Below are 23,454 nucleotides of genomic sequence, written 5' to 3' on the forward strand. Positions count from 1 at the left end.
CGTTCATACAAACCGTGATTCCATACTGACTTACAGACATCAAGATTATGCTCAATGATTTCTATTTGCTTCGCCGTAGGTTTTAGCTTGTAGTTGAACGTTAGATTCAGCATCTGCTGGGGGTTGTTAAACTAAATGGTATTGTTAAACTAAATGGTAGTATACCATCTATGCTTACAATTTATTAATATATCTTGTAATAAATATAAAGCCGTCATGAATGACGGGGTTTTATACCCAAAATTTTTGATAAACTGTATTTTTATTGATTGTTTATGGACAATGGGCTTAATCGTTCTACTATTGTACTTTTTTTTACGGATCAAGTATGATATTCAAACAAAAAAATCTCCCCCCCCAAAAATGAGGAAGGAGAATTAACGGGAAATCAAACTATCATTGATTAACGCTCAATTTGGGGCATGGAAGATAAATCAACTTCTGCAACCTTGATAGCCGTTACATGATTTTCGACAATCACAGGTAATGCAGCCCTTACTTTTGATGCCACTTCAACGGTATCCACATCATAGGTAGTGGTGATTAACTTAGGATATAAACCAATGGCGATAATAGGTAATATCAAACAAGTGGTTATGAATACCTCACGGGGTTTAGCATCTATTCCAAAACGGGGCAACTCTAAAGCATTTTCTTGGTTGCCGTAGAAAACCACCCTCAACATAGATAGTAGATAGATAGGAGTTAAAATTAAACCTACCCCTGCCAATACAGTAACAACTATTTTGAAAGTAGAGCTGTAAGCATCACTCTGGGCAATACCGAGGAAGATAGATAACTCACTGACAAAACCACTCATCCCAGGTAAAGCAAGGGATGCCATGGAAGCGGTGGTAAATAGGGCAAAGGTTTTGGGCATCAATTTCGCCATCCCACCCATTTCGTCCATCATTAGGGTATGGGTGCGCTCGTAAGCCACCCCAGAGAGGTAGAATAAAGCGGCGGCAATTAAGCCATGGGAAATCATTTGTAACATCGCCCCATTCATCCCTAAATCGGTAAAGGAAGCAATGCCCACTAAGACAAATCCCATGTGGGATATGGAGGAAGAGGCTAGACGACGTTTGAGGTTAGTTTGTCCAAAGGCAGTAAATGCACCATAAACAATGTTTACCACCCCAAGGATAATTAAAAGAGGGGCAAATTTGATGTGGGCATCGGGTAAAATCTCCATATTAAAGCGAATTAGACCATAACCACCCATTTTCAATAAAACCCCCGCTAAAACCATGGATACAGGGGCTGAAGCCTCGCTATGGGCATCGGGCAACCATGTATGGAAGGGGAAGATAGGCAGTTTTACCCCGAAGGCGATAAGGAAACCGGTATAGGTCAAAACTTCTAGGGTAAGAGGATAGTTTTTCAAACCTAATTCGGCAATGTTGAGGGTGAAGGTATCCCCATAAAATGCTAGGGCTAGTCCTGAAACGAGAATAAAAATAGAGGCTAGGGCGGTGTACAAGATAAATTTGGTAGCGGCGTAGAGGCGTTTTTTTCCTCCCCAGATAGATATTAAGATATAAACGGGAACTAATTCTAATTCCCACATGATGAAGAATAATAGTAAGTCTTGGGCTGCGAATACCCCAATCTGGGCGCTATAAAGAACTAATAATAAAAAGAAATATAGTCTTGGTTTGTTATCAACTTTCCAAGATGCAAGGATAGACAGGGTGGAGATTAAACCTGATAATACAATTAGGGGCATGGAAATGCCGTCGATGGCCAAAGACCAATTTAAACCGATTTGAGGAAGCCATGAATAGGTTTCCTGCAGTTGAAGTTCACTAGCGCCGATGGTGTAGCTTTGGGATATGCCGTAGATAATTAATCCAAAGTTTACTAAGGCAATGAAAAGAGCATAATTTCTAGTGTTTTTGCCATATTTATCGGGAATGAAGGGAATGGCTAAAGCACCAACTAATGGTAAGGCTATAATTGCTGTAAGGTACGGAAAATCATAAGTAAACATGATTAATAGTAATTTATACTTATTACATTTTCCATTATATGAAGTTTTGTTACAATTGACAACTAATCATTGACGTTTTGCTGAAAGGGTGAATTTATCAGGGAGATGGAATGATCAGGGTTAATGCTTGATACCTAATTTTTTGAGGATGGCTTTTCTGCCTTGGTGGGCGAGGGTGTCATCAAGGGGGGTTAGGGTGATATTTTCTTGATATTTATGGGCGATCGCCTTTATGATTAACCAATCAGCTAAGAAAGGATTTTTAGGTAATAAAGGACCATGGGCATAGGTTGCGATCGCATTTTGATAAAAAGCCCCCTCAAAACCATCCTCCCCATTATTCCCATAACCACTCAACACCTTCCCCAAGGGCGACACATCCCCCAAATAAGTCCTACCACCATGATTTTCAAAACCCACCACCACAGGAGACTCCCCCCCCATCATCCGTTGAATATCATCCGCCAAAGGATTCCCCACCAACTCAAAAGCCACATTGCCGATACAACGCTGGACATTTTGCCCGGGGTGCTTAGTCACTAAATCCAAAATACCTAAACCCTCAATCCTCTCCCCCAAAGCAGGTTCATAATATTTTCCCAACAGTTGAGGAGAGCCACAGGTAAAAACCCCCGGAGTACCTGAATGTAACTTTTCTCTAATTATGTCCGCCTTTGCGCCCTGTAAATCACGCATGACAATTTCCTGTTGCCTATCCTGCGCACCTCCCCCTACCACCAAATCAAAATTTTCAAAACTGCTTATATCCGCCTCTTGATCTAACGGTAAAATATTTACAGCCAGATTACGCCATTGACAACGCCTTTGAATACAAATTACATTACCACGATCGCCATAGGTACTCATTAGATTAGGATATAACCAGCCGATATTTAATTCCATATTTCAGAGAGCTTTAATACTTAAAAGTGTTAGATAATAATAAAAATGTTCAGGTGTTGCTGATTTTGACAATGATTTCTCGTTTAGATAGGCAACGGGGAATAAAGATTCTTTTAATGTCGGTTTAAATTGTCCATTGTTGGTTGTCCATTGTCAATTATTTCTCTACCCAGCCCCATAAGCCTCTAACTCCTCACTAGGATTTCCATAAACCCCCTCAATCTGTTGAACACAACAATCGATGGCAAAATCATTAAACTCCTCCTCCTCAATGCCAAACATTTGTAAAAAAGTTTCTGGCTTCACCCGACAAAAACTAGGTCTATCCTCATAAATAGTACACTTCCTATTTTCATGGTCATAGTTGATACACCAACCATTTTCCCCCACCATGCTCAAATATAACTCCAGATTCTCAGGACTCAAATAAGAATCCAAATCAGGGCGCTCCGAAGGATCTAAATTACAACAAGCACCACAACCTTCTATACATCGCCATTTGCCCATAACAAAACCTCGTAACAAAACTTAATAAATTTTCTTGAAATTACCACCATGGAGGGCAACCTTTCCTAGTATGATATATTTTGTCAGTATAAAAAATAAAAAATACTAATTCAGCCCTAAAAAAAGTATTAAAACGTCAGAACAAAAAGACATTCATAACTCTATTTTATATCAAGAGATTTATGGCTTAATACCAAAAAGGCACAATCAGTATCATAAATAATAATTTAACTACTTAGGAGCAAATATGGACTTTATCACAAACTTTTTTAGTAACGTTGACTTTGAAGTACTCTTACAGCTAACCTCCGTTGGTTTAATCCTCATCGCAGGACCTGTAATTGTTTTTATTCTCTATGCCCTAAGAGGAGATCTATAAAAAATACTGCCATTCAGCAATCAGTCACAAATAAATGGTTGCTGAATAAGTCCTCTTTGCTAAGATAAAATCGTACAAAACAACCAACTAGAACTCATGTTTGATCGTCGCTCCAGTGGAATCCTACTCCATCCTACCTCACTACCTGGTCCTTATGGTATTGGAGATCTTGGGGGAGGAGCTTATCGCTTCGTCGATTTTCTTCGTAGCAGTGATCAACAAGTATGGCAGATATTGCCCCTAGGCCCTACAGGAAGCGGTAATTCCCCCTACTTATGTTACTCTGCCTTAGCAGGTAATCCCATTCTCATCAGCCTTGATATTCTCTATGGAGATGATTTACTAACGGAAGAAGATATAAACCAAGCCCAAGAAAAATTTAAACACACCAATCCTTCAAGGGTTGACTATGACTTAGTGGTAGAAACAAAATATCCCCTCCTGAGAAAGGCATTTGATACCTTTGGAAAAAGAGAAGAAGACGAATATAAACAAGAATTTGACCAATTTTGCCACGATTACGCCGACTGGTTAGAAAACTACTCCCTATTCATGGCCTTAAAAGAATATCACCATGGGGCAGCTTGGTTTCAGTGGGAAAAAGACATCGCCAAAAGAGAGCCTGAAGCCATAAAAAAATGGCAACTAAAGCTAGGGGATGAAATGTTTTATCATAAGTTTTTACAGTTTAGCTTTTTCCGTCAGTGGTGCAACTTAAAAAACTATGCCAATGAAAGGGGAATCCAGATTTTTGGAGATATTCCCATCTATGTTGCCCATGATAGTGTGGACGTGTGGGCAAATCAAAGTATTTTTTGCTTAGACGAAGAAACTGGAGCCCCTGCATCCATGGCGGGAGTACCCCCCGATTATTTTAGTGAAACAGGGCAGTTGTGGGGAAATCCTGTCTATAACTGGGAAGCCTTACAAAAAACTAACTTTGCTTGGTGGGTAAGAAGAATCAAAGCGATGTTGGAATATGTAGATATTATGCGCATTGACCATTTTCGTGGGTTTGAAGCCTTTTGGGCTGTGCCAGAGGGAGAAACCACCGCTATGAATGGAGAGTGGGTAAAAGCCCCCGGAGAGGAATTTTTTACGATTCTGAAAAAGGAATTAGGTACATTACCTATCGTGGCGGAAGATTTGGGGGTAATTACCCCAGAGGTGGAAGCGCTACGGGATAAGTTTGAGTTTCCTGGAATGAAAATACTTCATTTTGCCTTTGATTCTGATCGAGCCAATGGTTTTTTACCGTTCAATTATGATAAGCGTAATTGTGTTGTTTACACAGGTACCCATGATAACGATACTACGGTGGGTTGGTTTGAAAAACGCTCTTTTGAAGGACGTAAAGCCGTGGTGGATTATCTTGGAGGGATTTGTGATGAGGGTATCCACTGGAGTTTGATTCGCCTTGCGTTGGCTTCTGTGGCGGATATGGCAATTTTTCCTGTACAGGATTTATTGGGCTTGGGTACTAATTCTAAGATGAATACCCCTGGCACGGTGGATGATAACTGGAGTTGGCGTTATCTTGACCATCATTTGACGGAGGATATGGGGCAACATCTCCAATTTTTAACTTATCTTTATGGCAGACAACCGATATAGGGAAAGTATTGCTTGAAAGGAAAAAGGTGGGCCATGCCCACCCTACATTTTGAAAAGAAGATTAGAATTTATAGTGAACCCCTAGCTCTGTGGAAAAGTAATTGGAATTACCTCCAGAAACATTGAGGTATCTTAGTTGAGCAAAAGCGGAAGTATTTGTGGTAAATTCGTATCCTACTCCTCCTTTTACTTCAAAACTAAATGAGGTGTCTCGGCTGTCAATGGCTGGTTGAAACACATTTCCCACAGTTCTAGCGGGGGCAGTGATGGAAGAGCGGGTAAATCCAACCCCTGCAGTACCAAAATAGTTCCAGTTGGCACTACCTTCAAAGGGGGCGCTATAACGGGCGCTGGCAATTACGGAGAGAATGTTGGCATCTCCTGTACGACCACTTAAGTCTGAACCTGCATATAATAGTCCTATTTCTCCTCCTAGGTTGGGGCTAAATTGATAACCGAGATAGGCGGAGGGGCCAAAACCATTGTCTAAAAATCCGTCACTGGGAAAGAATACCCCTAAACTGGCTCCAGCGTACCAGTTGTTGAAGGAGGTGGAAGTTCCACCCATATTTTGGGCAATTTCTGATTCTTCGGGGGTATTGCTAAAGATTGTGGTGTTGGAAGAATCTATCTCAAAAGATTGAAGGGCGGTAGATGAGGTGGAAACGTTGTCAAATTCTTCTGGAGACTCAAAGAGGTTTGATTCAAGGGTATTATCGTTATCAACAAAGGTTTCTTCTGAGGCTATCCCCGGCATACTGATGGAAAGTAAACTAGCACAAGAGATTAAGCATAGCAATGTTTTATTCATTTTCTTGCTCCTCAACACAATAATTTTTGTTTATGCTTTGATCCTAACTAAATATTTTTTTAAATAATGATAGTTGTTACTAATCTTGACACTACCCCACAAAAAAACCAGACTATGATTTTTAATGGCATAATCTGGCTTATGGTTTTTGAGAAGAAAACCTGTTGTTACTATTTATTAGCCTGTAACAATGTATTCTCTTACGCTACCCCGTTTTTTACGAAGATGAGCAAGGGCTTGTTGTTCTAGTTGACGTACTCTTTCTCTACTGATTCCCATTCTTTGACCAATTTTGGCGAGGGATAATTCTTTTCCGTCTTCTAGCCCGAAACGTAGTCTTACTACTTCTTGTTGTTGGGTGGTTAATTCCCCTAGAAGTTTGTGTAAGTCTTGACGCATCAATTCTTGGGTGATGTATTTATCGGGGGATAATCCTTCGTCTTCTAGGAGTTCGGATAGTTCGGTATCTTGGTTATCTCCTACTTTGACATCTAGGGAGATGGGTTGACGGGCGATACTGAAGTATTCTCTGATTTGAGAGGGTTCTAGGTCAAGGGCGCTAGCAATTTCGCTTTGGTTGGGGCTTCTGCCTAGCTTTTGAGATAGTTCCCGTTGGGTTTTCTTGATTTTGTTTAGTTTTTCGGTAATATGGATGGGTAAACGGATGGTTCTGGCTTGTTGTGCGATCGCCCTTGTGATGGCTTGACGAATCCACCAATAAGCGTAGGTAGAGAATTTAAAACCCTTGGTGGGGTCAAATTTTTCCACTCCCCTTTCTAAACCGAGACTACCTTCTTGGATTAGATCCAAAAATTCCATATTTCTTTTCTGGTACTTCTTGGCGATCGCCACTACTAGACGTAAATTCGCCTCAATCATTTTTTGCTTGGCTCGTTTACCCTGATGGATAAGTTTTTTTAGCTCCGCAGGGCTTTTTTCCACAGCCTCTGCCCACTCCTCTAAAGTTGGCTCACGGTCAAGTTTTTCGGCTAATTCTTCTTTTCGGGCGTACAAAGACATCATTTCCTGCACTTGCTTCCCGAAAACAATTTCTTGCTCATGACTCAGAAGGGGGACTTTTCCGATTTCTTGTAAATAGGTACGCACCATATCTACAGTATTAATTTTTTTCTTGTCCGTTCCGTTTAATTTGGCAGTGGGCATAGGGCTTCTCTTCTCCTAACTTCAAGCGCAATTTTTTTGTGATAGGATTGTTATGGTAAAACAAATCCCTTATTTTTCTGGAGTTTCCTAAAAATCTCCAAATTAGGTCTATTTTTTATCTTACTATTTCTATAGACATTGATTTGTAAAAAAAAGTTCACTATTGTAAATTTTTTTCCCTGAAATCTCGTTTATAGTTACTAAACCTTAAAAAATATTTATAAAAATATAACAATTTGTTAACTACTACTTTATATAATGACCTATTTTGAGTTATTATTAAACTCTTTCCCTTCAGTAATTACCGAACGTCAGTTTTCGGTTCTCTTTTCTCCTTATTACCATGTTTCCCAGTTATGGATAAAAATAGTCAGTACATTTGAACTAAAAAAAGTTAATCTACTCAAGGCAAAATAAATATTTATTAGTTGGTTTAGGGTGATAAAATATACATCACAGAGAGTTGGTGAGGTAGTTGCAAGTTAGAGTCTTCCTGTGAACCTAGCTTGAGGAAAGTCCGGACTTCCCAAAGATCAGACTTGCTGGGTAATGCCCAGTGCGTGTGAGCGTGAGGATAGTGCCACAGAAACATACCGCCTTCAAAATTTTGACGGTAAGGGTGCAAAGGTGCGGTAAGAGCGCACCAGCAGTATCGAGAGGTACTGGCTCGGTAAACCCCGGTTGGAAGCAAGGTCGGAGGAATGAAGGTTGATCTTTTTCCTATTCCGCTTCTGGTGTACCGCTTGAGGTGTTTGGTAACAATCACCCTAGATAGATAACTACCCCCTAAAATATTTAGGGAACAGAATCCGGCTTACGTCTAACTCTCTGTTTTCTTCTAATTCATTTGGAAAATAAAGGTTACTTTATCTTCTTTCCCCAGGGCAATGCGATCGCCATTACTCAAACGATGACGGTTTCCCTTCACCAAAGGCACATGGTTAACATAAGTACCATTAGCGCTACCCGTATCCTCCAGAAAATAAGAGCCACCCTCCTGACGAATATCCGCATGAACACGGGAAACAATCTGAGAATTGGGGAAACCCGACACATCAATATCAGGAGGTACAGTGTCATTTACCTTACCGATATGAATTACAGGTAAATCAGAAGCTAATTCAATGGGTGTATTTGTTTGCACATGAAGAAGGGTTGCTAGGGGTACTTGTAACAAAGTTTCTTGCTTAACTTGACTTTCCACCCTTGTCGCAGAAGACACACTAGGGGCATTAGGTTCATCTATTTCCAAATTATCCACCTTATCAGGTTCAACATCATAACTTAAGCTAAAACCACACTCTCCGCAAAACGTTGCATTGGGAGGGACATCAGCATTGCAGTTAGGACATTTTGTAACCGTAGCCCCCTCCCCTAGGGGAGTGAAACAAAGTTCACAGAATGTTGCCCCGTCAGGGTTTTCGTATTGACAATTAGGACAGGTAATCATTGTTATATATCTAAGGTAAAAGTATTCAGGTTATTATGGTGTGATGCTATCTAAACAATTTTAACTCTACTTTTCAACTCGAAAAAATAATAATTTTTAAGAAAATTAACAGATAATTGCTGTGTAGCAATGAAAGATAGAATCGCCATCGGCTTCCTACAGGTACTTTTACCCTTTAGATTCATTAATTTTCCATGGTTTGTTGCATTGCCCTCAATAAATGTAAGTGTTTATTTTGTTGCTCAATTTGAATGGATAAAGAATTACAAACTAAATCGCATAATTCAAATACAAAAGGATTAGATATTTGGTAATAAACATTAATACCTTTTTGAGTACGACTGACTACCCCAGCCCCAGCCAAGATTTTAAGGTGTTTAGAAACGTTTGCTTGTCCTAACTTAGTAATTTCGATAATTTCGGAGACGTTTTTTTGACCACTACGCAAAGCACAAACAATATTTAAACGGCTACCTTCGGATAAAACTTTAAAAAAATCCGCCACAAGATTCAATGCTGAGGGAGACATTTTCGCCATTAAACACTCTGAGGTAACAGCGGTGGTGATTTTCTCTTCTGTCAAATTACTCATATTTTTTACTTCAATAAAATTAATATCTTGATTACTGGCTAAACCTTTGCCTGGGGGTTTGAAAAGATTTTAGTGATTTGACTCAGGAAAAAGGTACATGGTCAGAATACTATATCATTATACAGTAAATTAATGACCCGATAAATATAATTATGAACAAATTACTCAGCCAGTCTCCCCATTTCACATAAAGGGTTTGAGTTTGGCGAAGGTATATTTCATCTTGATGGGTTTGATATTGATCCATCTCAGAAAGCCAGATGGTGTTACCATGGGGGTCAACGATGCCTGAATATCCCGTATTCGTTGCCCTTGCCATCCAACGGTCATTTTCAATGGCTCTCATTACGTCTTGGGCATGGTGCTGAGACGGCATAGCTTCGCTGTAGTGGGCATTGTTAGAGGATGTGATGATAAATTTGCCCCCTTGGTTAGTTTGTTGTCTAAAATGCTCTCCGTAGGCGGATTCGTAGCAGATACCGACAATGGCTTTTCCGAAGGGGGTAATAAAGGTTTGATTTTTTTCCCCCGCAATTAGATGGGCATCGAGGGGGGATAAACGGTTAATAAAGTTGCCTAGGATGGGGGCAAAGGGTATATATTCCCCTAGGGGTACAAGATGCACTTTGTCATACTGTTTAATTACGCTACCTTCCCCGTCGATACTAAAAAGGCTATTACTGAAGTTATTTTCTTTTTTGCCAAATGCTCCTAAAACCATGGGGGTTTCTTCCCTTTTTATGGCTGGGTAGAGTTTTGTTTTGGTTTTGATGTCCTCAAAATATAAAGGAATAGCTGTTTCTGGGGTTATAACTAAATCTACTCCTTCTCGACTCAGTTTTTCGTAACTTTCTGTGTAACGGGCGATCGCCCTTCCCACCCCAGACTCATATAATTTGATAGTATTAGGTATATTGCCCTGAATAATGCCTACCCTAATCATTTCTTGATCATTATTAACCATCGGCTGAGTATAAAAAAAATAACCCAAGCCATGGGAGAAAATTAATATTATCAAACCATAAATAGTTAATGATAATCCCTTTAAAGGATTGTTAACAAAATTACTTTTAGTATTAAAATCCAACCAGAAAACCTTTAGCCCCTCAGCCAATAAGCTATTAAATATAATTATTACTGCCGTTAAAGTCGTAATACCAGATATTTTTAGTAACTGTAAAATAATTAAGTTATATGGGCTTTGAGTATAAGCAATAGATGACCACCAAAGGGGAGAAAAGCTCCATATTTTTTCTAGTAAACACCATAAAATAGCCCCTAATAAAATCTTGACAAAAAGATTATTAATTCCTTTTTTAAAACTGTCTATATAATTAAGAAGAAAATAAAAACTTCCTCCCCAAGCCACAACCAATCCAGCTCCCCAAAAAGTAATAAAAATCCAAGCAAACGAAGCGATTAAAACACTATTTAACCAACCTATGCCCATCCATGTCATGGGATGAATCCCTGTAATCCAAAATAATGCCAAACCATGATAACCACAACCCCAAACAAAACAGGATAGAAGAGTTTTTGATAAAGACTCTTTTTCTATACCCATCCAAAGGGGAATCATTGCCACCCATGCCAAAAACCAATAATTTGTTGGGGCTACCGTTAACCCCATTAAAATACCACCTAAAAAGGAAAAAAAAATACTCAAAACTTATTTGTAATTAATAACAATCAAATAATATTTTATGTTTTACGAACATGCAAATAACAGTTAAAAAGTAATATTATTGCATTATAGATTTTCAGAAAAAGAATACTGAGCAGGATTTAACCACCGGGAAACCTCTTTTTCAAGGACATAAATATCACGAGAGAAACTTTGCTTTACCCACTGCCCAATGGCATCAAAAGGAGTAAAAACCTCCCCCACTTCCCATTCTATGTCTTGTGCGAGGGGAGTGAGGTGATTTCCTTCTAAAGTTAGGGTCGAGATCATGTTAGGAAAAAGCTCTGTTAAAATTGGTTGTAAGGTTAAAGTTTGATCAATATTATCATTGCTAAATTTTACTAACAAATTACGACGAGTCGAATAATTTTCGCTAACAATATTCTTAGTTTCCTCTGGGGATGGGGTAAACTCAAATTGTAGGTTAGGGTCAATTTTCCAATTATTCTTGAGATTATCCGTAATAGATGGAATAATTTGATCCATGAAAGGAATAGCTTTTTGCAGGGGATAATTATTAAATGAAATTAAAATATTTCCTGCCCTTTCTACCTCAAATAAACTACTGATTAAAAGATGTAATTTACATCCCATACTATGCCCCATACCGTAGATAGGTAGATATTTTAGCTCTAATCCTGTATTGTTATCTAACCTTTGTAAAAGATTTTCAAATTTGTTTAATACATAAAGAGCTATGCCTTTATGATCTAATGTATTAACGAAAGGAGTCGCAATAATCAAATATCCTTGGGATGCAAGTTTTTCCAATAACCAACGATAGGTAATATGGGGGGCCGTAGCGACAAAGGCACCACCGAGAAAATGTATAATACCGATGGGTTGAGAGGGGGTTAGTATCCAGTTACCATTTCTTTCTTGCCATTCCATGGAAATATATGCTGTTTGTGGTTATTTTCTAAGGTTATAACCATTATAATCCCATTTAAAAGTATTGGTTTTATTTCCTACTAGGATTAAATGTTGCCTTGTATCTTATACTTGAAATGGTTAAGATTAATCATAATAATTTTTTAAAATAACAATTATTTATTATCCCTTTATCCAAAGTATTTTTGGCGATATATTTTAAATGTTTTCTATTTTTATCCTTACCTATAACGAGGAAATTGACATTGCTGATTGTATAAAGTCGGCTTCTGCATGTGATGATATTATTGTGGTTGATTCTTTTAGTAGTGATAAAACTATTGAAATCGCTTCACAATTTCCCGTCAAGATTTTTCAACACGGCTTTGAATCCCACGGAAAACAAAGAAATTGGATGTTGGAAAACGTTGAAACGAAGTATGATTGGGTATATTTATTAGAAGCTGATGAAAGGTTTACTCCTGAGTTGTTTAATGAATGTTTGGAGGCTATAAAAAATCCTGAGTATGTGGGTTATTATGTGGCAGAAAAGATGATGTTTTTGGGTAGTTGGATAAAATATAGTAGCCAATATCCTCGCCATCAAATGCGTTTATTTAAAAAGGGTAAGGTTTCTTTTATCGATTTTGGTCATGCGGAGAGGGAAGTTTGCGAGGGGGAAACGGGATATTTAAAAAATATTTATCCCCATTACACTTGTAGTAAGGGTTTAAGTCGCTGGTTAGAAAAGCATAATCGTTATTCTACGGATGAAGCGATGGAAAATATTAAGCAAAGGGAAATAAATAAAACTATTCGTTGGCGAGATTTATTTTTTGGGGAGACGGAGGTTATTCGTCGTCGGGCGTTAAAAGATTTATCTTTTTGGATTCCTTTTCGCCCTTTTTTTCGTTGGATTTATATGTATTTTATTTTAAGGGGTTTTTTGGATGGTAGGGCTGGTTTTGCTTGGTGTGTTTTACAGAGTTTTTATGAGTATTTGATTATTTTGAAGGTTGAGGAGTTAAAACAAAAGGAATAATTATTTTTAGTTGAAGTGGGGCATCTTGACTTATTTTGATAGCCATAGGGCATCATAATAGTTTTATTATTTTACATTTACTGTAATTTAATAATATTTTATGCCCAAAATAAGTAACGGTTTTAATTTTTAGTTGTTAATGGCAATTTTTGTTTTATATTTGTGAGGAATGTTAAGAGGTTTTTTTTCTATTTCTTTTTTAGAATAGTTATTGAGTTGAGGGTTAATTTGATGGAGAAGGTAGTTTAGTTTTTCGATGATAACAAAATCGGTTTCGTTATTTTTCATGATTAGTAGATAGTCAATCATGTATGTAGTTTGGGAGAGGTTTATTTTTCCTGTTTCCCATCGGTTGATGAGTTTATTTAATCCATCTAATCTTTTGAGGGGAGATTCGGCGGTTAGATAATTAATATGTTGTTCAAAGGTTTCTTTTTTATTATTTTGTTGCTGATAAAAATACCAACCTAACAAGGCAAAAGTACCGCTACTTACTAACCCTTGAAAAATGATGGCCGTGGCTAACCAATGACTATCTATTTCTAACCAAATTTTAGCACTAATGTAAAGGACGATCGCACCGATTCCACTCCCTGCCATCGCCAAAGTAAAACGACGATTATGGGATGAAAAAAAACGAGAAAATACCTGAACAGAAGAAAAAGAGAATCCTTGATAATTGTAGAGGAAAAACAACAGGGCGATCGCCCCTAAACTAGAAAAAATTAAACCCCTATCATCCACCACCACCATTAAACCAAGCAAAAACCAACCCAAGCGACGATAAAATTTTGGGGTATAAGTAGCATTCAAAAACCCAGAATACCGAGCGAGTAATTTACGAGGAAAATAAAAATTAGACCGTTTAGCCTTCACCATATAATAAAAAACAACAGTAACAACCAGCCTCCCTTTAGGATAATAATCCTAGCATTAAATTATAATCATCAAAACCTTTTTGGAGACAAAAAAGAGCAAATCTTGGTTCAATAAGTAACTTTAATATAAAATGAAGTCCAGAAGCAAATAAATAAAACAAATAAAATGAACTCAGGAATCGATTTACAAGGAAGTTTTATAACCTCCCTCATCGACTTAGGATTACCCCCAGAGTTAGCCAAAACCCTCTGGATACCATTACCCCTAGTCTTAATGATTATCGGTGCAACCGTAGGAGTATTAGTAACCGTATGGTTAGAAAGAAAAATCTCCGCCGCCGCCCAACAAAGGATTGGCCCTGAATATGCTGGACCTTTAGGGGTATTACAACCCGTTGCCGACGGTATTAAATTAGTTTTTAAAGAAGATATTACCCCCGCCAAAGCAGATCCCATCTTATTTACCCTAGGGCCTGCCGTGGTAGTAATCCCCGTATTTTTATCATATTTAATCGTACCCTTCGGACAAAACCTTGTCATCACCGATTTAAATGTAGGTATCTTTATTTGGATTTCCCTCTCTAGTATTGCCCCCATCGGCTTACTCATGGCGGGTTACTCCTCCAACAATAAATACTCCCTCCTCGGTGGTTTAAGGGCAGCGGCCCAATCCATTAGCTACGAAATTCCCTTGGCGCTCGCCGTCCTCGCCGTCGTTATGATGTCCAACAGTCTTAGTACCATTGATATAGTAGAACAACAATCAGGCTATGGTATTTTAGGCTGGAATATCTGGCGCCAACCCGTGGGCTTTCTCATCTTTTGGGTATCAGCCTTAGCCGAATGTGAGCGTTTACCCTTCGATTTACCCGAAGCAGAAGAAGAATTAGTGGCAGGGTATCAAACCGAATATACAGGGATGAAATTCGCCCTCTTTTATGTGGGTTCTTATGTTAACCTCGTACTATCCGCGCTCATCGTAGCGGTACTTTATCTTGGTGGTTGGGATTTCCCCATTCCCATTCAAAACCTAGCTAGTTGGTTAGGAGTAAGTGAAAACACCCCTTGGTTACAAGTCATTACCGCCTCCCTTGGTATTTCCATGACCGTATTAAAAGCCTACTTTTTAGTATTTATTGCGGTACTATTACGTTGGACAGTACCCAGGGTAAGAATTGACCAACTATTAGATTTAGGCTGGAAATTTTTGTTACCTGTGGCCCTGGTAAACTTATTACTCACCGCAGCACTGAAACTTACCTTCCCCGTTGCCTTTGGAGGTTAAAATAAAAACATCTGGGCGGACATTTGTTCGCCCCACACTTTTTGGTAACACAAAAGTATTAAATTTTTAATTCATTAAAAACTGGTGACATCATCCTTATCCTTTTCCCATCATAACCACTCCCTATCCCATGGTTGCCCCCTGATTCGCCTTGCAACCTCCGAGGATATTCGTCAAATTGCCGAAGTTTTAACCTACGGTTTCCATAACTTCTCTCCATGGATGGGATGGCTTTATCCCCTGATGAAAATGGGTATTGCCGAGGATTTGCGCGATCGCATTTATAGCAATAATTCAGACTACTGTTGTTTAATAGCCGTTATTCCTGCCACCACCACAGAAAAAGAAAAAATAGTCGGCACCCTAGAAATCTCCCTCAGAAAAATATCTGGTTGGAGTAATAAACAAAAATCTCCCTACATATCAAATCTTGCCGTAAAAAAAGAATTTCGTCGTCAAGGCATCGCCACCCAACTGCTAGAAAAATGTGAAGAAATTGCTCACAATTGGGGGCATAAAAATCTTTCCCTCCATGTCTTAGCCGAAAATAAAACAGGGCAAACAGTCTATCTCCAAAATGGCTATACCATCAAGCAAGAAGAAACAAACCTCTATAGCCTATTTATCAAAAGCAAACGCCGTCTTTTATTAGAAAAAACCTTTAACAACACCTTAAAATAACTTTCATTCATCTCCCATGAGTCAAAACCCCCCTACTAATATCTATGATGATTTAGATAAATTTGTCAAAGAAAAACCTCTGTTAATTGTTAATCCGAAGAGGAAAAACGGTCTAATTTTGATTAAAAAATATTATGCCGAATTTGCAGGGCCCGGGGCCATAGTGGGAGGAATTTTTGACCAGGATTTAGTAGATGTTATTCCCGTAGGTAAATTATCTTTATTCGTACCACAAAACAGTTCAGAAAGACAAAAGGCATACTTACTGAGACGACAATGGGTAAAACTAACCCATCAAATTACCGCCAACCCGATTCCCCATGAAAGGGCGCAAGTTATCCTCAATCAATTTGAGCATTGGTTTGATAGTCAAACCGCCGAAAAACTACCCGATGAAATATTTGCCCTGTTGGTGGGAGTATTACCTGATACCATTAGAAAAACAAGGGATTTAGTTAATAGACTCTGACACTCTTAAAACATTGTGAAAGAAGATTGAAAGTAAAAATAATGAGATAAAATCAAGCTGTAGAAAAAAGATGATTAACTAAACCCCCATGAGAACCGATAAAGCCCATGACATCATGCGCACTTACTACAACCCCCTCAAGTTTATGTTTGCGCCCAAGTCGGTAGCATTAATTGGGGCAACGGAAAAAGAAGGCAGTGTGGGGCGTACTTTACTTTGGAACTTGATTAGTCATCCTTTTGGGGGTACGGTTTTCCCTGTTAACCCCAAGCGTAAAAGTATTTTAGGGATTCGGGCTTACCCTAGTCTCCATGATTTACCTGAAGTGGTGGATTTAGCCATTATTGCCACCCCAGCACCTACTGTACCCGCTTTAATTCGTGAGTGTGTGGAAACGGGGGTAAAGGGAGCGATTATTATTTCGGCAGGGTTTAAGGAAATTGGAGAGGAAGGCATCAAGTTAGAGCAGGAAATTTTAGAGGAAGCTAAAAAAGGTAATTTAAGAATTATCGGGCCTAATTGTTTAGGTTTAATTTCCCCTAGTTCGGGTTTAAATGCTAGTTTTGCCAGTGCTAGTCCTCGTCTTGGTAATGTGGGTTTTATTAGTCAGAGTGGGGCTTTTTGTACGTCCATTCTCGATTGGAGTTTACGGGAAAATCTGGGCTTTAGTGCTTTTATCTCCATCGGCTCGATGTTGGATGTAAATTGGGGAGATTTGATTTATTATTTGGGGGATGATCCGCAAACCCAAAGTATTGTTATCTATATGGAGTCCATTGGTAATGCGAGGGATTTTATCTCCGCTGCACGGGAGGTGGCTTTAACAAAGCCGATAATTGTCATTAAGGGGGGACGCACGGAGGAGGCAGCTAAGGCGGCAGCTTCCCATACGGGGGCGCTAACGAGCAGTGATGAGGTGTTGGCTTCTGCTTTTCGCCGTTGTGGCGTTTTACAGGTGGATACCATCAGTGAGATTTTTAATATGGCGGAGTTGTTGGCGAAGCAACCTCGCCCGAAGGGTAAGAATTTGACTATTTTAACCAATGCGGGAGGCCCGGGGGTTTTGGCGACGGATGCCCTGACTTGGGGAAAGGGTAAGTTGGCTAATTTGAGTGAGGAAACCATTAAAAAGTTAGATGATATTTTACCGCCCCATTGGAGTCGTAGTAATCCCATTGATATTTTAGGGGATGCCACCCCGCAAAGGTATGCTCAGGCGTTGGAGATTGCTTCTGGGGATGAAAATAGTGATGGGTTATTGGTTATTCTAACTCCTCAGGATATGACGGATCCTACTCAGACGGCGGAGGCTTTGTTGGAGGTATCTAAAAAAATTAAGCACAAGCCGATTATTGCTAGTTGGATGGGGGGTAGCACGGTGGCAACGGGGAGGGAAATCCTCAATCGGGCGGATATTTATACCCAGAGTTATCCTGATGATGGGGCGCGGTTGTTTAATTTGATGTGGCGTTATAGTAATAATTTGAATGCCCTTTATGAAACTCCTAGTTTTGCTGAGTCGGAGGGGTTAATCGATCGCCCTTTAGCCTCTAAAATAATTAATCATGCCCAAGCTACGGGGCGTAGTTTATTAACGGAATATGAATCGAAACAACTACTAAAGGCCTATGGAATTCCTACGGTGGAAACCCACATTGCCCTTAATGCCTCCGAAGCAGGGGCGATCGCCCTTAAAATAGGCTTTCCAGTGGTGCTTAAATTGCATTCTGAGACTGTTACCCATAAAACCGACGTGGGCGGTGTACAGTTAAATTTGAGGGATGAGGAAGCCGTTAAAACTGCCTTTGAGACCATAAAAAGTGGGGTCAGTGAAAAGGACTTTTTGGGGGTAACGGTACAACCCATGGTTAACCTGACGGGGTATGAATTAATTTTGGGTAGCAGTGATGATCCACAATTTGGCTCGGTGTTATTATTTGGTACGGGGGGAGAATTGGTAGAGGTATTTAAAGATCAAGCCCTTGGTTTACCGCCCCTCAATACTACCCTAGCACGGCGTTTAATCGAGCGTACTAAGATATTTACTGCTCTACAGGGGGTAAGGGGTAGAAAACCCGTGGATATTGCCCAATTAGAGCAAATTTTGGTTTTATTTAGCCAATTAGTAATCGAACAACCGTTTATTAAGGAAATCGATATTAATCCTCTCCTTGCCAACGAAAACCAGTTAATTAGTTTAGATGCAAGGGTGTTGTTATATCCCCCTGATACGAAGCTAAAAGATATTCCCCGCTCTGCTATTCGCCCCTATCCCAATCAATATATTAGTCATCATACCCTGAGTAATGGTGATCAATTCACCATCCGCCCCATTCGCCCCGAAGATGAGCCCCAGATTGTCAATTTTTGTGCCTCATTATCTGAGCAATCGGTTTATTTTCGCTTTTTTCACTCCATCAGCCGTCAATCTTTAGTTTCCCATGAGCGGTTAGCCCGTATTTGTTTTATTGACTATGATCGAGAGATCGCTTTGGTTGCCTGTGATAATATGGGGGATATAAGGGCGATCGCACGTTTAAGCCGAATTCACGGAGACTTAGAGTGTGCGGATATTGGTTTACTAATAAAAGATAACTATCAACATCAGGGGTTAGGAACGTTATTAACCCAAAGCATGATTAACATTGCCCATCGAGAAGGGATCAAATATTTGAGGGCGGATATGTTAATGGATAACCATGCCATGCAAAATCTTTGTCGCAAACTTGGCTTTGAATTACATAGTCAAGATCATTTAATTAGAGCAATTTTGACCATTGATAATATAATATAAAAATGTTTTAAATAGATTTAAAAAAAACTTATGGCTTGGTTTGTAAAAATAGAAAAAGGCATAGTACCTAAACACATTTTTGATCAATATGTTCCTGATCATTTACAGTATGTAAAAGAGTTAAATCAATTAGGGCATGAGGCAAAAACAGGTTATTGGAATGAAGACGAAGGCGGTATGTTAATCTTTAAAGCCGACTCCATAGAAGAAGCAAAAACCATTATCGAAAAAGATCCCCTAATCCAAAATAAATGTGTTGAATACGTCTTACATCAATGGTGTATTGTTAGTTAATTGATAATTTATCCTATGGAAAATAAAACTACTAATATTGTTAAACTAACTCAAATATTCCCCCAAATCTAAACGATTACCATTAATAAAATTCCAAGCAGACTGTAACTTTTTCCCAGCCAATTGTACCTCTAATATTAATAATAAACCTGAGCCTGTTTGAACTACAAAACCAAAATTTTTGATCGTTTTAACTATTTCTCCCACCTCTCCCTTAACAGAATCTATATCTGATAAATAGGACTTTATTTTAGTCAACTCGGGAGGAAGTTCGACATTTCCTATATTCCCTAGGGGTAGGGTACTACTAATTTTTAGTTTTTGTTGTCGAAAAGTGGTAAAACAGTTAGGATAAAAAGCCCTAACTTGATTATGAATTTGTGAAGCAGATTTTGTCCAATCAATGGGATAATCTTCTTTATTAATCAATCGAGCATAGGTGGCTAAACTATCATCTTGGTTAGTGGGGTTAATTTCTGGAAGTTTTGCGAGGGTTTGTAATAATAAATCAGCACCTTGGGAAGCTAATCTCTGGGCAAGGGTATCACTATTATCCACCAAAGAAATGGGAGTTTTTGCCTTGAGTAACATCGCCCCTGTATCCATTCCCTCATCCATTAACATCGTGGTGATACCTGTTTCTTTCTCCCCGTCATGGATACTCCATTGAATGGGGGCAGCCCCTCTATATTGGGGTAAAATTGAGCCATGAACGTTGATACATCCATGCTTAGGCATTTGGAGTATTTGAGATGATAAAATTTGCCCATAGGCAACCACCACAAATACATCGGCTTGGGCAGTTTGCAATAACTCTAGGGTAGTTTGATCTTTTTTAATGCGATTGGGTTGCCAAACAGGAAGATTATGTTGTAGTGCTAATTTTTTGACGGGGGAGGGTATCATTTTACTACCTCTGCCCCTACGTTTATCGGGTTGGGTGACAACGGCAACTACTTGATGATTTTCCTCTGTCAACAGTTTTTCGAGGGTGGCAACGGCAAAATCAGGAGTACCAAAAAAGACGACGCGCATTATTTTAGTTCATTAACTTAAGCAATTCCATATATTATCACACCGAGGATTGTTGCTAAGTCAGGGATGATCAATAAAATATAACTTTGCACAAGCCACCCCTCCCCGACCGCAACGGGTCAAGAAAAGGTGGCTTTGTTTTGTACTTTAATTATAACATAACGAAAGTTAAATCGACAAGTTTTTCCATGGTTTTAGTAAAGATTTTGTTACAAAAAATTATAGATAGTAAAAATTAATTGATTTAATTAAAAAACAGATGTTATTTTACTAAACGGATAAACTTTTTCTTCCCTACTTGTAAAATTTTGTTTTCTAAATCTTGGCTATTTTCCACAGTGAAATTAGGGTCAGAAATGCGATCGCCCTCTAATCTTACACTACCCCCCTGAATTTGCCTTCTACCCTCTCCACTACTATTAACCAATCCAGAAGCATTGAGAATATAGAACAACTTAGCAGGAAATTCCACCGAATCAAGGGAAAACTCAGGTACAGCCTCCGCATTCGCCATATTTTGCTGTTTTACCAAATCCATCGCCGTCTTTTGAGCCGTTAAAGCCGACTCCCTGCCATGATATTGAGCAACCACTTCCACCGCCAACATTTTCTGAGCCTCCCGAGGATTTTCGGGAATATCCGTCAAAGGTATATCCGTAAGTAACTCAAAATAATTTTCTAACAAAGCATCGGGGGTTTTTTCCAACTTAGAATACATCGATAAAGCATCCTCCTTTAAACCGACATAATTGTTTAAAGATTTAGACATCTTTTGTTCCCCATCCGTGCCGATAAGGATAGGTAAAAGTACCCCAAACTGAGGTTTTTTGCCAAAATACTTTTGTAAATCGCGCCCCACCGCAATATTAAATTTTTGGTCAGTGCCACCCAATTCCACATCCGCATCCACCGCCACAGAATCATAACCCTGCATCAAAGGATATAAAAACTCATGGAGATAAATAGGAGTTTCCTGAGTGTAACGATTATTAAAACCCTCCTTCGCCAACATTTGCTGTACCGTCATGGTAGCCAAAAGCTCTTGAATTTTCCCCAAATCAAGCCCCGACAACCATTCTGAGTTATAACGAATCTCCAAGCGCCCGGGGGTATCAAAATCAAGAATCGGGCGTAACTGATTAAGGTAAGTTTCCGCATTTTCCTTCACCTGTTGCGCAGTTAGCTGTTTTCTAACCTTATCCTTTCCCGTAGGATCTCCAATTTGAGCAGTAAAATCCCCTATAATTACTACAGCGGTATGTCCTTGATCTTGAAAAGCCCTTAACTTACGAAAAGGGATACTATGTCCTAAGTGTAGATCAGTACCAGTGGGATCAATACCCAATTTTACCCGTAAAGGGCGATCGCACCGCGCCACTTCATGATCGCGCTTTAGACATAATTGTTCTAAATTATCATTAATAGAATCCGAGTCAGGCTGATTAGGAAAAATATCACTAACCCCCCGATATAGCCACAAAAAATTATCAGTTGCCATTATCTATATCTTTTTTCTATAAAATTCCTATACTTCACAACATTGATAAATTGGGCTTTGTTACCTCCACCCAACCTATCCAATTAATTATCCATTCTCAATTATCAATTGCTTACAGCGCCCCCGCCGCAGTTTGATCAAAAACACCCCCCAAATGGTTAGTCAAATTAATCGCTTGTAAAACAGGCATTCCATCAACCCCTTGAGGATAATCCACCACCGTTACAGCACCATTCCCCTGCTTAATATTCCAGAAATTACTAGCCTGTAACCCCAAAAGATAACAAATAATCACCTTGTTGATAGCATCATGCGCCACCACAATTCCCGTTTTACTCTGATTAGCATCCAAATTTTCCCTAACAACCTCCTGCCAAGCCTTAATAGCCCTATCCCACACCTGCTGTAAATTTTCCCCCTCAGGCATCTGCACCGTTTCAGGCTTATCCTTCCACTCTTGTAATAAACCGGGATAATCCGCCTCAATTTCCGCCTCCAGTTTACCTTCCCATAAACCGTGGGAAATTTCCTCAAGATCTTTTTTGGTACTTAAATTAACATCAGGATGGTGTTGTAAAATAATTTCTGCCGTTTCCTTCGGGCGAGAAAGAGGGCTAGTTACGCCAAAATCGATGGATACATCCTTAAGAAATTCCCCCGCCTTAAGCGCTTGATTTCTACCATTATCATTAAGGGGAATATCCTTAACCCCTTGGAAACGAGACATTCTATTCCATTCCGTTTCCCCATGACGTACCAATAATAATCGTAAAACTGAACCCTCTTGAGGGCGAAAATCGGGAATAGGGATACCCAAATGGGCCGTTTGATTTAAAGACTCTAATTGAACAGGATCACCAAAACTACCAGTAAAATTAAGAACATTAATACAGCAATTAGACTGCTGAATACTATGGTAATGACTAGGAGGAATACCCAAAGCCGTCATAATTAAACAACGGTTAATGCCATTATGGGCAGCGATAAAAATAGTTTCTCCTTGGTGTTTAGGAATAATCACCCGCCAAAATTCTTGGGCTTGGGCATATAAATCTAACACAGGATAAAATGCTTTCCCATCAACCACCATCTTTAACTCATGGGGTTTTTCTTTCCATGTTTTATACTCCTCGGGAAATTGTTGTTTAACATCTTCTTTCTTCCATTTTTCCCAAAGAGGTAGATTAATCTCTTTTAACTTTTCTAATACCGTCAAACTAGGATTATGCTCATTAGCTTCCCTGATAATATTAGCGGTTTCCGTAGCTCTTTGGAGAGGGCTACTATAAAAACCAGCAAAATTAACCTTACTTAGGGTTTGCGCCAATAACTCAGCTTGTTGTCGCCCTTTTTCAGTGATAACAGATTCATCACAGCGCCCCTGAATCATCCTCTGTGCGTTGTAGCTACTTTGCCCATGACGAACTATGATTACACGAGTAGTCATTATTATATGATTTTAAATATATTGAATAGGTTGATTGTTAGTCAGTGGCTATTATATAGCAATG

The 23,454-nt window shown here is 39.1% G+C and carries 22 protein-coding genes and 1 other RNA gene; 9 read left to right on the forward strand and 14 right to left on the reverse strand.

What is annotated here, in order from left to right; genetic code table 11:
• From ACXITR_RS03830 to ACXITR_RS03845, 4 genes are all read right to left on the reverse strand, one after another.
• Nucleotides 1-113: helix-turn-helix domain-containing protein (locus tag ACXITR_RS03830; protein ID WP_457995976.1), on the reverse strand; the 113-nt coding region annotated here is incomplete at its 3' end.
• A gap of 290 nt (nucleotides 114-403) precedes the next feature.
• Complete coding sequence (locus tag ACXITR_RS03835) at nucleotides 404-1,993, reverse strand: NAD(P)H-quinone oxidoreductase subunit 4 (RefSeq protein WP_457995907.1); 1,590 nt, start codon at nucleotides 1,991-1,993, stop codon at nucleotides 404-406.
• A 120-nt stretch (nucleotides 1,994-2,113) separates the two neighbouring features.
• Nucleotides 2,114-2,896, reverse strand: coding sequence for a type 1 glutamine amidotransferase (locus ACXITR_RS03840; protein ID WP_457995908.1), 783 nt, complete (start codon nucleotides 2,894-2,896; stop codon nucleotides 2,114-2,116).
• Between the two features lie 165 nt (nucleotides 2,897-3,061).
• Nucleotides 3,062-3,403, reverse strand: coding sequence for a YkgJ family cysteine cluster protein (locus ACXITR_RS03845; RefSeq protein ID WP_457995909.1), 342 nt, complete (start codon nucleotides 3,401-3,403; stop codon nucleotides 3,062-3,064).
• Nucleotides 3,404-3,650: 247 nt separating this feature from the next.
• Between ACXITR_RS03845 and psb30 the strand changes: the two genes are divergently transcribed.
• On the forward strand, nucleotides 3,651-3,782 hold the full coding sequence (psb30, locus tag ACXITR_RS03850; protein WP_457995910.1) for a photosystem II reaction center protein Ycf12/Psb30: 132 nt from the start codon (nucleotides 3,651-3,653) through the stop codon (nucleotides 3,780-3,782).
• 96 nt (nucleotides 3,783-3,878) lie between these two features.
• Entirely contained in the window at nucleotides 3,879-5,396 is a 1,518-nt protein-coding gene (gene malQ / locus ACXITR_RS03855) for a 4-alpha-glucanotransferase (RefSeq protein ID WP_457995911.1), read from the forward strand.
• Nucleotides 5,397-5,457: 61 nt separating this feature from the next.
• Here the strand turns inward: malQ and ACXITR_RS03860 are convergent, their stop codons facing one another.
• On the reverse strand, nucleotides 5,458-6,207 hold the full coding sequence (locus ACXITR_RS03860) for an outer membrane protein (protein ID WP_457995912.1): 750 nt from the start codon (nucleotides 6,205-6,207) through the stop codon (nucleotides 5,458-5,460).
• A gap of 177 nt (nucleotides 6,208-6,384) precedes the next feature.
• Nucleotides 6,385-7,371: an RNA polymerase sigma factor, RpoD/SigA family gene (locus ACXITR_RS03865; protein WP_457995913.1), complete on the reverse strand. Its 987-nt coding sequence runs from the start codon at nucleotides 7,369-7,371 to the stop codon at nucleotides 6,385-6,387.
• Nucleotides 7,372-7,830: 459 nt separating this feature from the next.
• On the opposite strand from ACXITR_RS03865, the gene rnpB reads away from it, so the two are divergent.
• An RNA gene (rnpB, locus tag ACXITR_RS03870) (RNase P RNA component class A) lies at nucleotides 7,831-8,203 on the forward strand.
• Between the two features lie 6 nt (nucleotides 8,204-8,209).
• On the opposite strand, the gene ACXITR_RS03875 is transcribed toward rnpB, so the two are convergent.
• The 4 genes from ACXITR_RS03875 to ACXITR_RS03890 all read right to left on the reverse strand — a co-directional run bounded on the left by ACXITR_RS03875 (nucleotide 8,210) and on the right by ACXITR_RS03890 (nucleotide 11,988).
• Entirely contained in the window at nucleotides 8,210-8,821 is a 612-nt protein-coding gene (locus tag ACXITR_RS03875) for an FHA domain-containing protein (protein WP_457995914.1), read from the reverse strand.
• A gap of 184 nt (nucleotides 8,822-9,005) precedes the next feature.
• Complete coding sequence (locus ACXITR_RS03880; protein ID WP_457995915.1) at nucleotides 9,006-9,413, reverse strand: ArsR/SmtB family transcription factor; 408 nt, start codon at nucleotides 9,411-9,413, stop codon at nucleotides 9,006-9,008.
• A 109-nt stretch (nucleotides 9,414-9,522) separates the two neighbouring features.
• Nucleotides 9,523-11,043 carry an apolipoprotein N-acyltransferase gene (lnt, locus tag ACXITR_RS03885; protein WP_457995977.1) on the reverse strand — a complete coding sequence of 507 codons (1,521 nt, stop codon included), beginning with the start codon at nucleotides 11,041-11,043 and terminating at the stop codon, nucleotides 9,523-9,525.
• 120 nt (nucleotides 11,044-11,163) lie between these two features.
• Complete coding sequence (locus tag ACXITR_RS03890) at nucleotides 11,164-11,988, reverse strand: DUF1350 family protein (RefSeq protein WP_457995916.1); 825 nt, start codon at nucleotides 11,986-11,988, stop codon at nucleotides 11,164-11,166.
• A gap of 202 nt (nucleotides 11,989-12,190) precedes the next feature.
• Here ACXITR_RS03890 and ACXITR_RS03895 point away from each other — a divergent pair, with 202 nt between their 5' ends.
• On the forward strand, nucleotides 12,191-13,009 hold the full coding sequence (locus tag ACXITR_RS03895; protein ID WP_457995917.1) for a glycosyltransferase family 2 protein: 819 nt from the start codon (nucleotides 12,191-12,193) through the stop codon (nucleotides 13,007-13,009).
• Between the two features lie 129 nt (nucleotides 13,010-13,138).
• Here ACXITR_RS03895 and ACXITR_RS03900 read toward each other — a convergent pair whose 3' ends face one another.
• A complete protein-coding gene (locus tag ACXITR_RS03900) occupies nucleotides 13,139-13,888 on the reverse strand; it encodes a hypothetical protein (RefSeq protein ID WP_457995918.1) in 750 nt (249 codons plus the stop codon).
• 165 nt (nucleotides 13,889-14,053) lie between these two features.
• Here ACXITR_RS03900 and nuoH point away from each other — a divergent pair, with 165 nt between their 5' ends.
• From nuoH to ACXITR_RS03925, 5 genes are all read left to right on the forward strand, one after another.
• On the forward strand, nucleotides 14,054-15,172 hold the full coding sequence (gene nuoH, locus ACXITR_RS03905) for an NADH-quinone oxidoreductase subunit NuoH (RefSeq protein ID WP_457995919.1): 1,119 nt from the start codon (nucleotides 14,054-14,056) through the stop codon (nucleotides 15,170-15,172).
• 84 nt (nucleotides 15,173-15,256) lie between these two features.
• Nucleotides 15,257-15,853, forward strand: a complete 597-nt coding sequence (locus ACXITR_RS03910) for a GNAT family N-acetyltransferase (protein ID WP_457995920.1) — start codon at nucleotides 15,257-15,259, stop codon at nucleotides 15,851-15,853.
• A gap of 16 nt (nucleotides 15,854-15,869) precedes the next feature.
• On the forward strand, nucleotides 15,870-16,322 hold the full coding sequence (locus tag ACXITR_RS03915; protein WP_457995921.1) for a hypothetical protein: 453 nt from the start codon (nucleotides 15,870-15,872) through the stop codon (nucleotides 16,320-16,322).
• Between the two features lie 88 nt (nucleotides 16,323-16,410).
• Nucleotides 16,411-19,116: a bifunctional acetate--CoA ligase family protein/GNAT family N-acetyltransferase gene (locus ACXITR_RS03920; RefSeq protein WP_457995922.1), complete on the forward strand. Its 2,706-nt coding sequence runs from the start codon at nucleotides 16,411-16,413 to the stop codon at nucleotides 19,114-19,116.
• A gap of 30 nt (nucleotides 19,117-19,146) precedes the next feature.
• On the forward strand, nucleotides 19,147-19,410 hold the full coding sequence (locus ACXITR_RS03925; protein ID WP_457995923.1) for a YciI family protein: 264 nt from the start codon (nucleotides 19,147-19,149) through the stop codon (nucleotides 19,408-19,410).
• A gap of 45 nt (nucleotides 19,411-19,455) precedes the next feature.
• Here the strand turns inward: ACXITR_RS03925 and fmt are convergent, their stop codons facing one another.
• The 3 genes from fmt to ACXITR_RS03940 form a co-directional block, all read right to left on the reverse strand.
• Nucleotides 19,456-20,445 (reverse strand): methionyl-tRNA formyltransferase, encoded by a 990-nt coding sequence (gene fmt, locus ACXITR_RS03930; protein ID WP_457995924.1) that lies wholly within the window; start codon nucleotides 20,443-20,445, stop codon nucleotides 19,456-19,458.
• A 262-nt stretch (nucleotides 20,446-20,707) separates the two neighbouring features.
• Nucleotides 20,708-21,943, reverse strand: a complete 1,236-nt coding sequence (gene tyrS, locus ACXITR_RS03935) for a tyrosine--tRNA ligase (protein ID WP_457995925.1) — start codon at nucleotides 21,941-21,943, stop codon at nucleotides 20,708-20,710.
• A gap of 112 nt (nucleotides 21,944-22,055) precedes the next feature.
• Complete coding sequence (locus ACXITR_RS03940; protein WP_457995926.1) at nucleotides 22,056-23,390, reverse strand: histidine phosphatase family protein; 1,335 nt, start codon at nucleotides 23,388-23,390, stop codon at nucleotides 22,056-22,058.
• Nucleotides 23,391-23,454 lie beyond the last annotated feature (64 nt).

Source organism: Cyanobacterium sp., from assembly GCF_054166785.1.

Bases quoted from the DNA above. Each gene is read 5' to 3' on its own strand.
- ACXITR_RS03835 (WP_457995907.1), bottom strand. From the start codon at position 1,993: ATGTTTACTTATGATTTTCCGTACCTTACAGCAATTATAGCCTTACCA.
- ACXITR_RS03840 (WP_457995908.1), bottom strand. From the start codon at position 2,896: ATGGAATTAAATATCGGCTGGTTATATCCTAATCTAATGAGTACCTAT.
- ACXITR_RS03845 (WP_457995909.1), bottom strand. From the start codon at position 3,403: ATGGGCAAATGGCGATGTATAGAAGGTTGTGGTGCTTGTTGTAATTTA.
- psb30 (WP_457995910.1), top strand. From the start codon at position 3,651: ATGGACTTTATCACAAACTTTTTTAGTAACGTTGACTTTGAAGTACTC.
- malQ (WP_457995911.1), top strand. From the start codon at position 3,879: ATGTTTGATCGTCGCTCCAGTGGAATCCTACTCCATCCTACCTCACTA.
- ACXITR_RS03860 (WP_457995912.1), bottom strand. From the start codon at position 6,207: ATGAATAAAACATTGCTATGCTTAATCTCTTGTGCTAGTTTACTTTCC.
- ACXITR_RS03865 (WP_457995913.1), bottom strand. From the start codon at position 7,371: ATGCCCACTGCCAAATTAAACGGAACGGACAAGAAAAAAATTAATACT.
- ACXITR_RS03875 (WP_457995914.1), bottom strand. From the start codon at position 8,821: ATGATTACCTGTCCTAATTGTCAATACGAAAACCCTGACGGGGCAACA.
- ACXITR_RS03880 (WP_457995915.1), bottom strand. From the start codon at position 9,413: ATGAGTAATTTGACAGAAGAGAAAATCACCACCGCTGTTACCTCAGAG.
- lnt (WP_457995977.1), bottom strand. From the start codon at position 11,043: ATGGGGTTAACGGTAGCCCCAACAAATTATTGGTTTTTGGCATGGGTG.
- ACXITR_RS03890 (WP_457995916.1), bottom strand. From the start codon at position 11,988: ATGGAATGGCAAGAAAGAAATGGTAACTGGATACTAACCCCCTCTCAA.
- ACXITR_RS03895 (WP_457995917.1), top strand. From the start codon at position 12,191: ATGTTTTCTATTTTTATCCTTACCTATAACGAGGAAATTGACATTGCT.
- ACXITR_RS03900 (WP_457995918.1), bottom strand. From the start codon at position 13,888: ATGGTGAAGGCTAAACGGTCTAATTTTTATTTTCCTCGTAAATTACTC.
- nuoH (WP_457995919.1), top strand. From the start codon at position 14,054: ATGAACTCAGGAATCGATTTACAAGGAAGTTTTATAACCTCCCTCATC.
- ACXITR_RS03915 (WP_457995921.1), top strand. From the start codon at position 15,870: ATGAGTCAAAACCCCCCTACTAATATCTATGATGATTTAGATAAATTT.
- ACXITR_RS03920 (WP_457995922.1), top strand. From the start codon at position 16,411: ATGAGAACCGATAAAGCCCATGACATCATGCGCACTTACTACAACCCC.
- ACXITR_RS03925 (WP_457995923.1), top strand. From the start codon at position 19,147: ATGGCTTGGTTTGTAAAAATAGAAAAAGGCATAGTACCTAAACACATT.
- fmt (WP_457995924.1), bottom strand. From the start codon at position 20,445: ATGCGCGTCGTCTTTTTTGGTACTCCTGATTTTGCCGTTGCCACCCTC.
- tyrS (WP_457995925.1), bottom strand. From the start codon at position 21,943: ATGGCAACTGATAATTTTTTGTGGCTATATCGGGGGGTTAGTGATATT.
- ACXITR_RS03940 (WP_457995926.1), bottom strand. From the start codon at position 23,390: ATGACTACTCGTGTAATCATAGTTCGTCATGGGCAAAGTAGCTACAAC.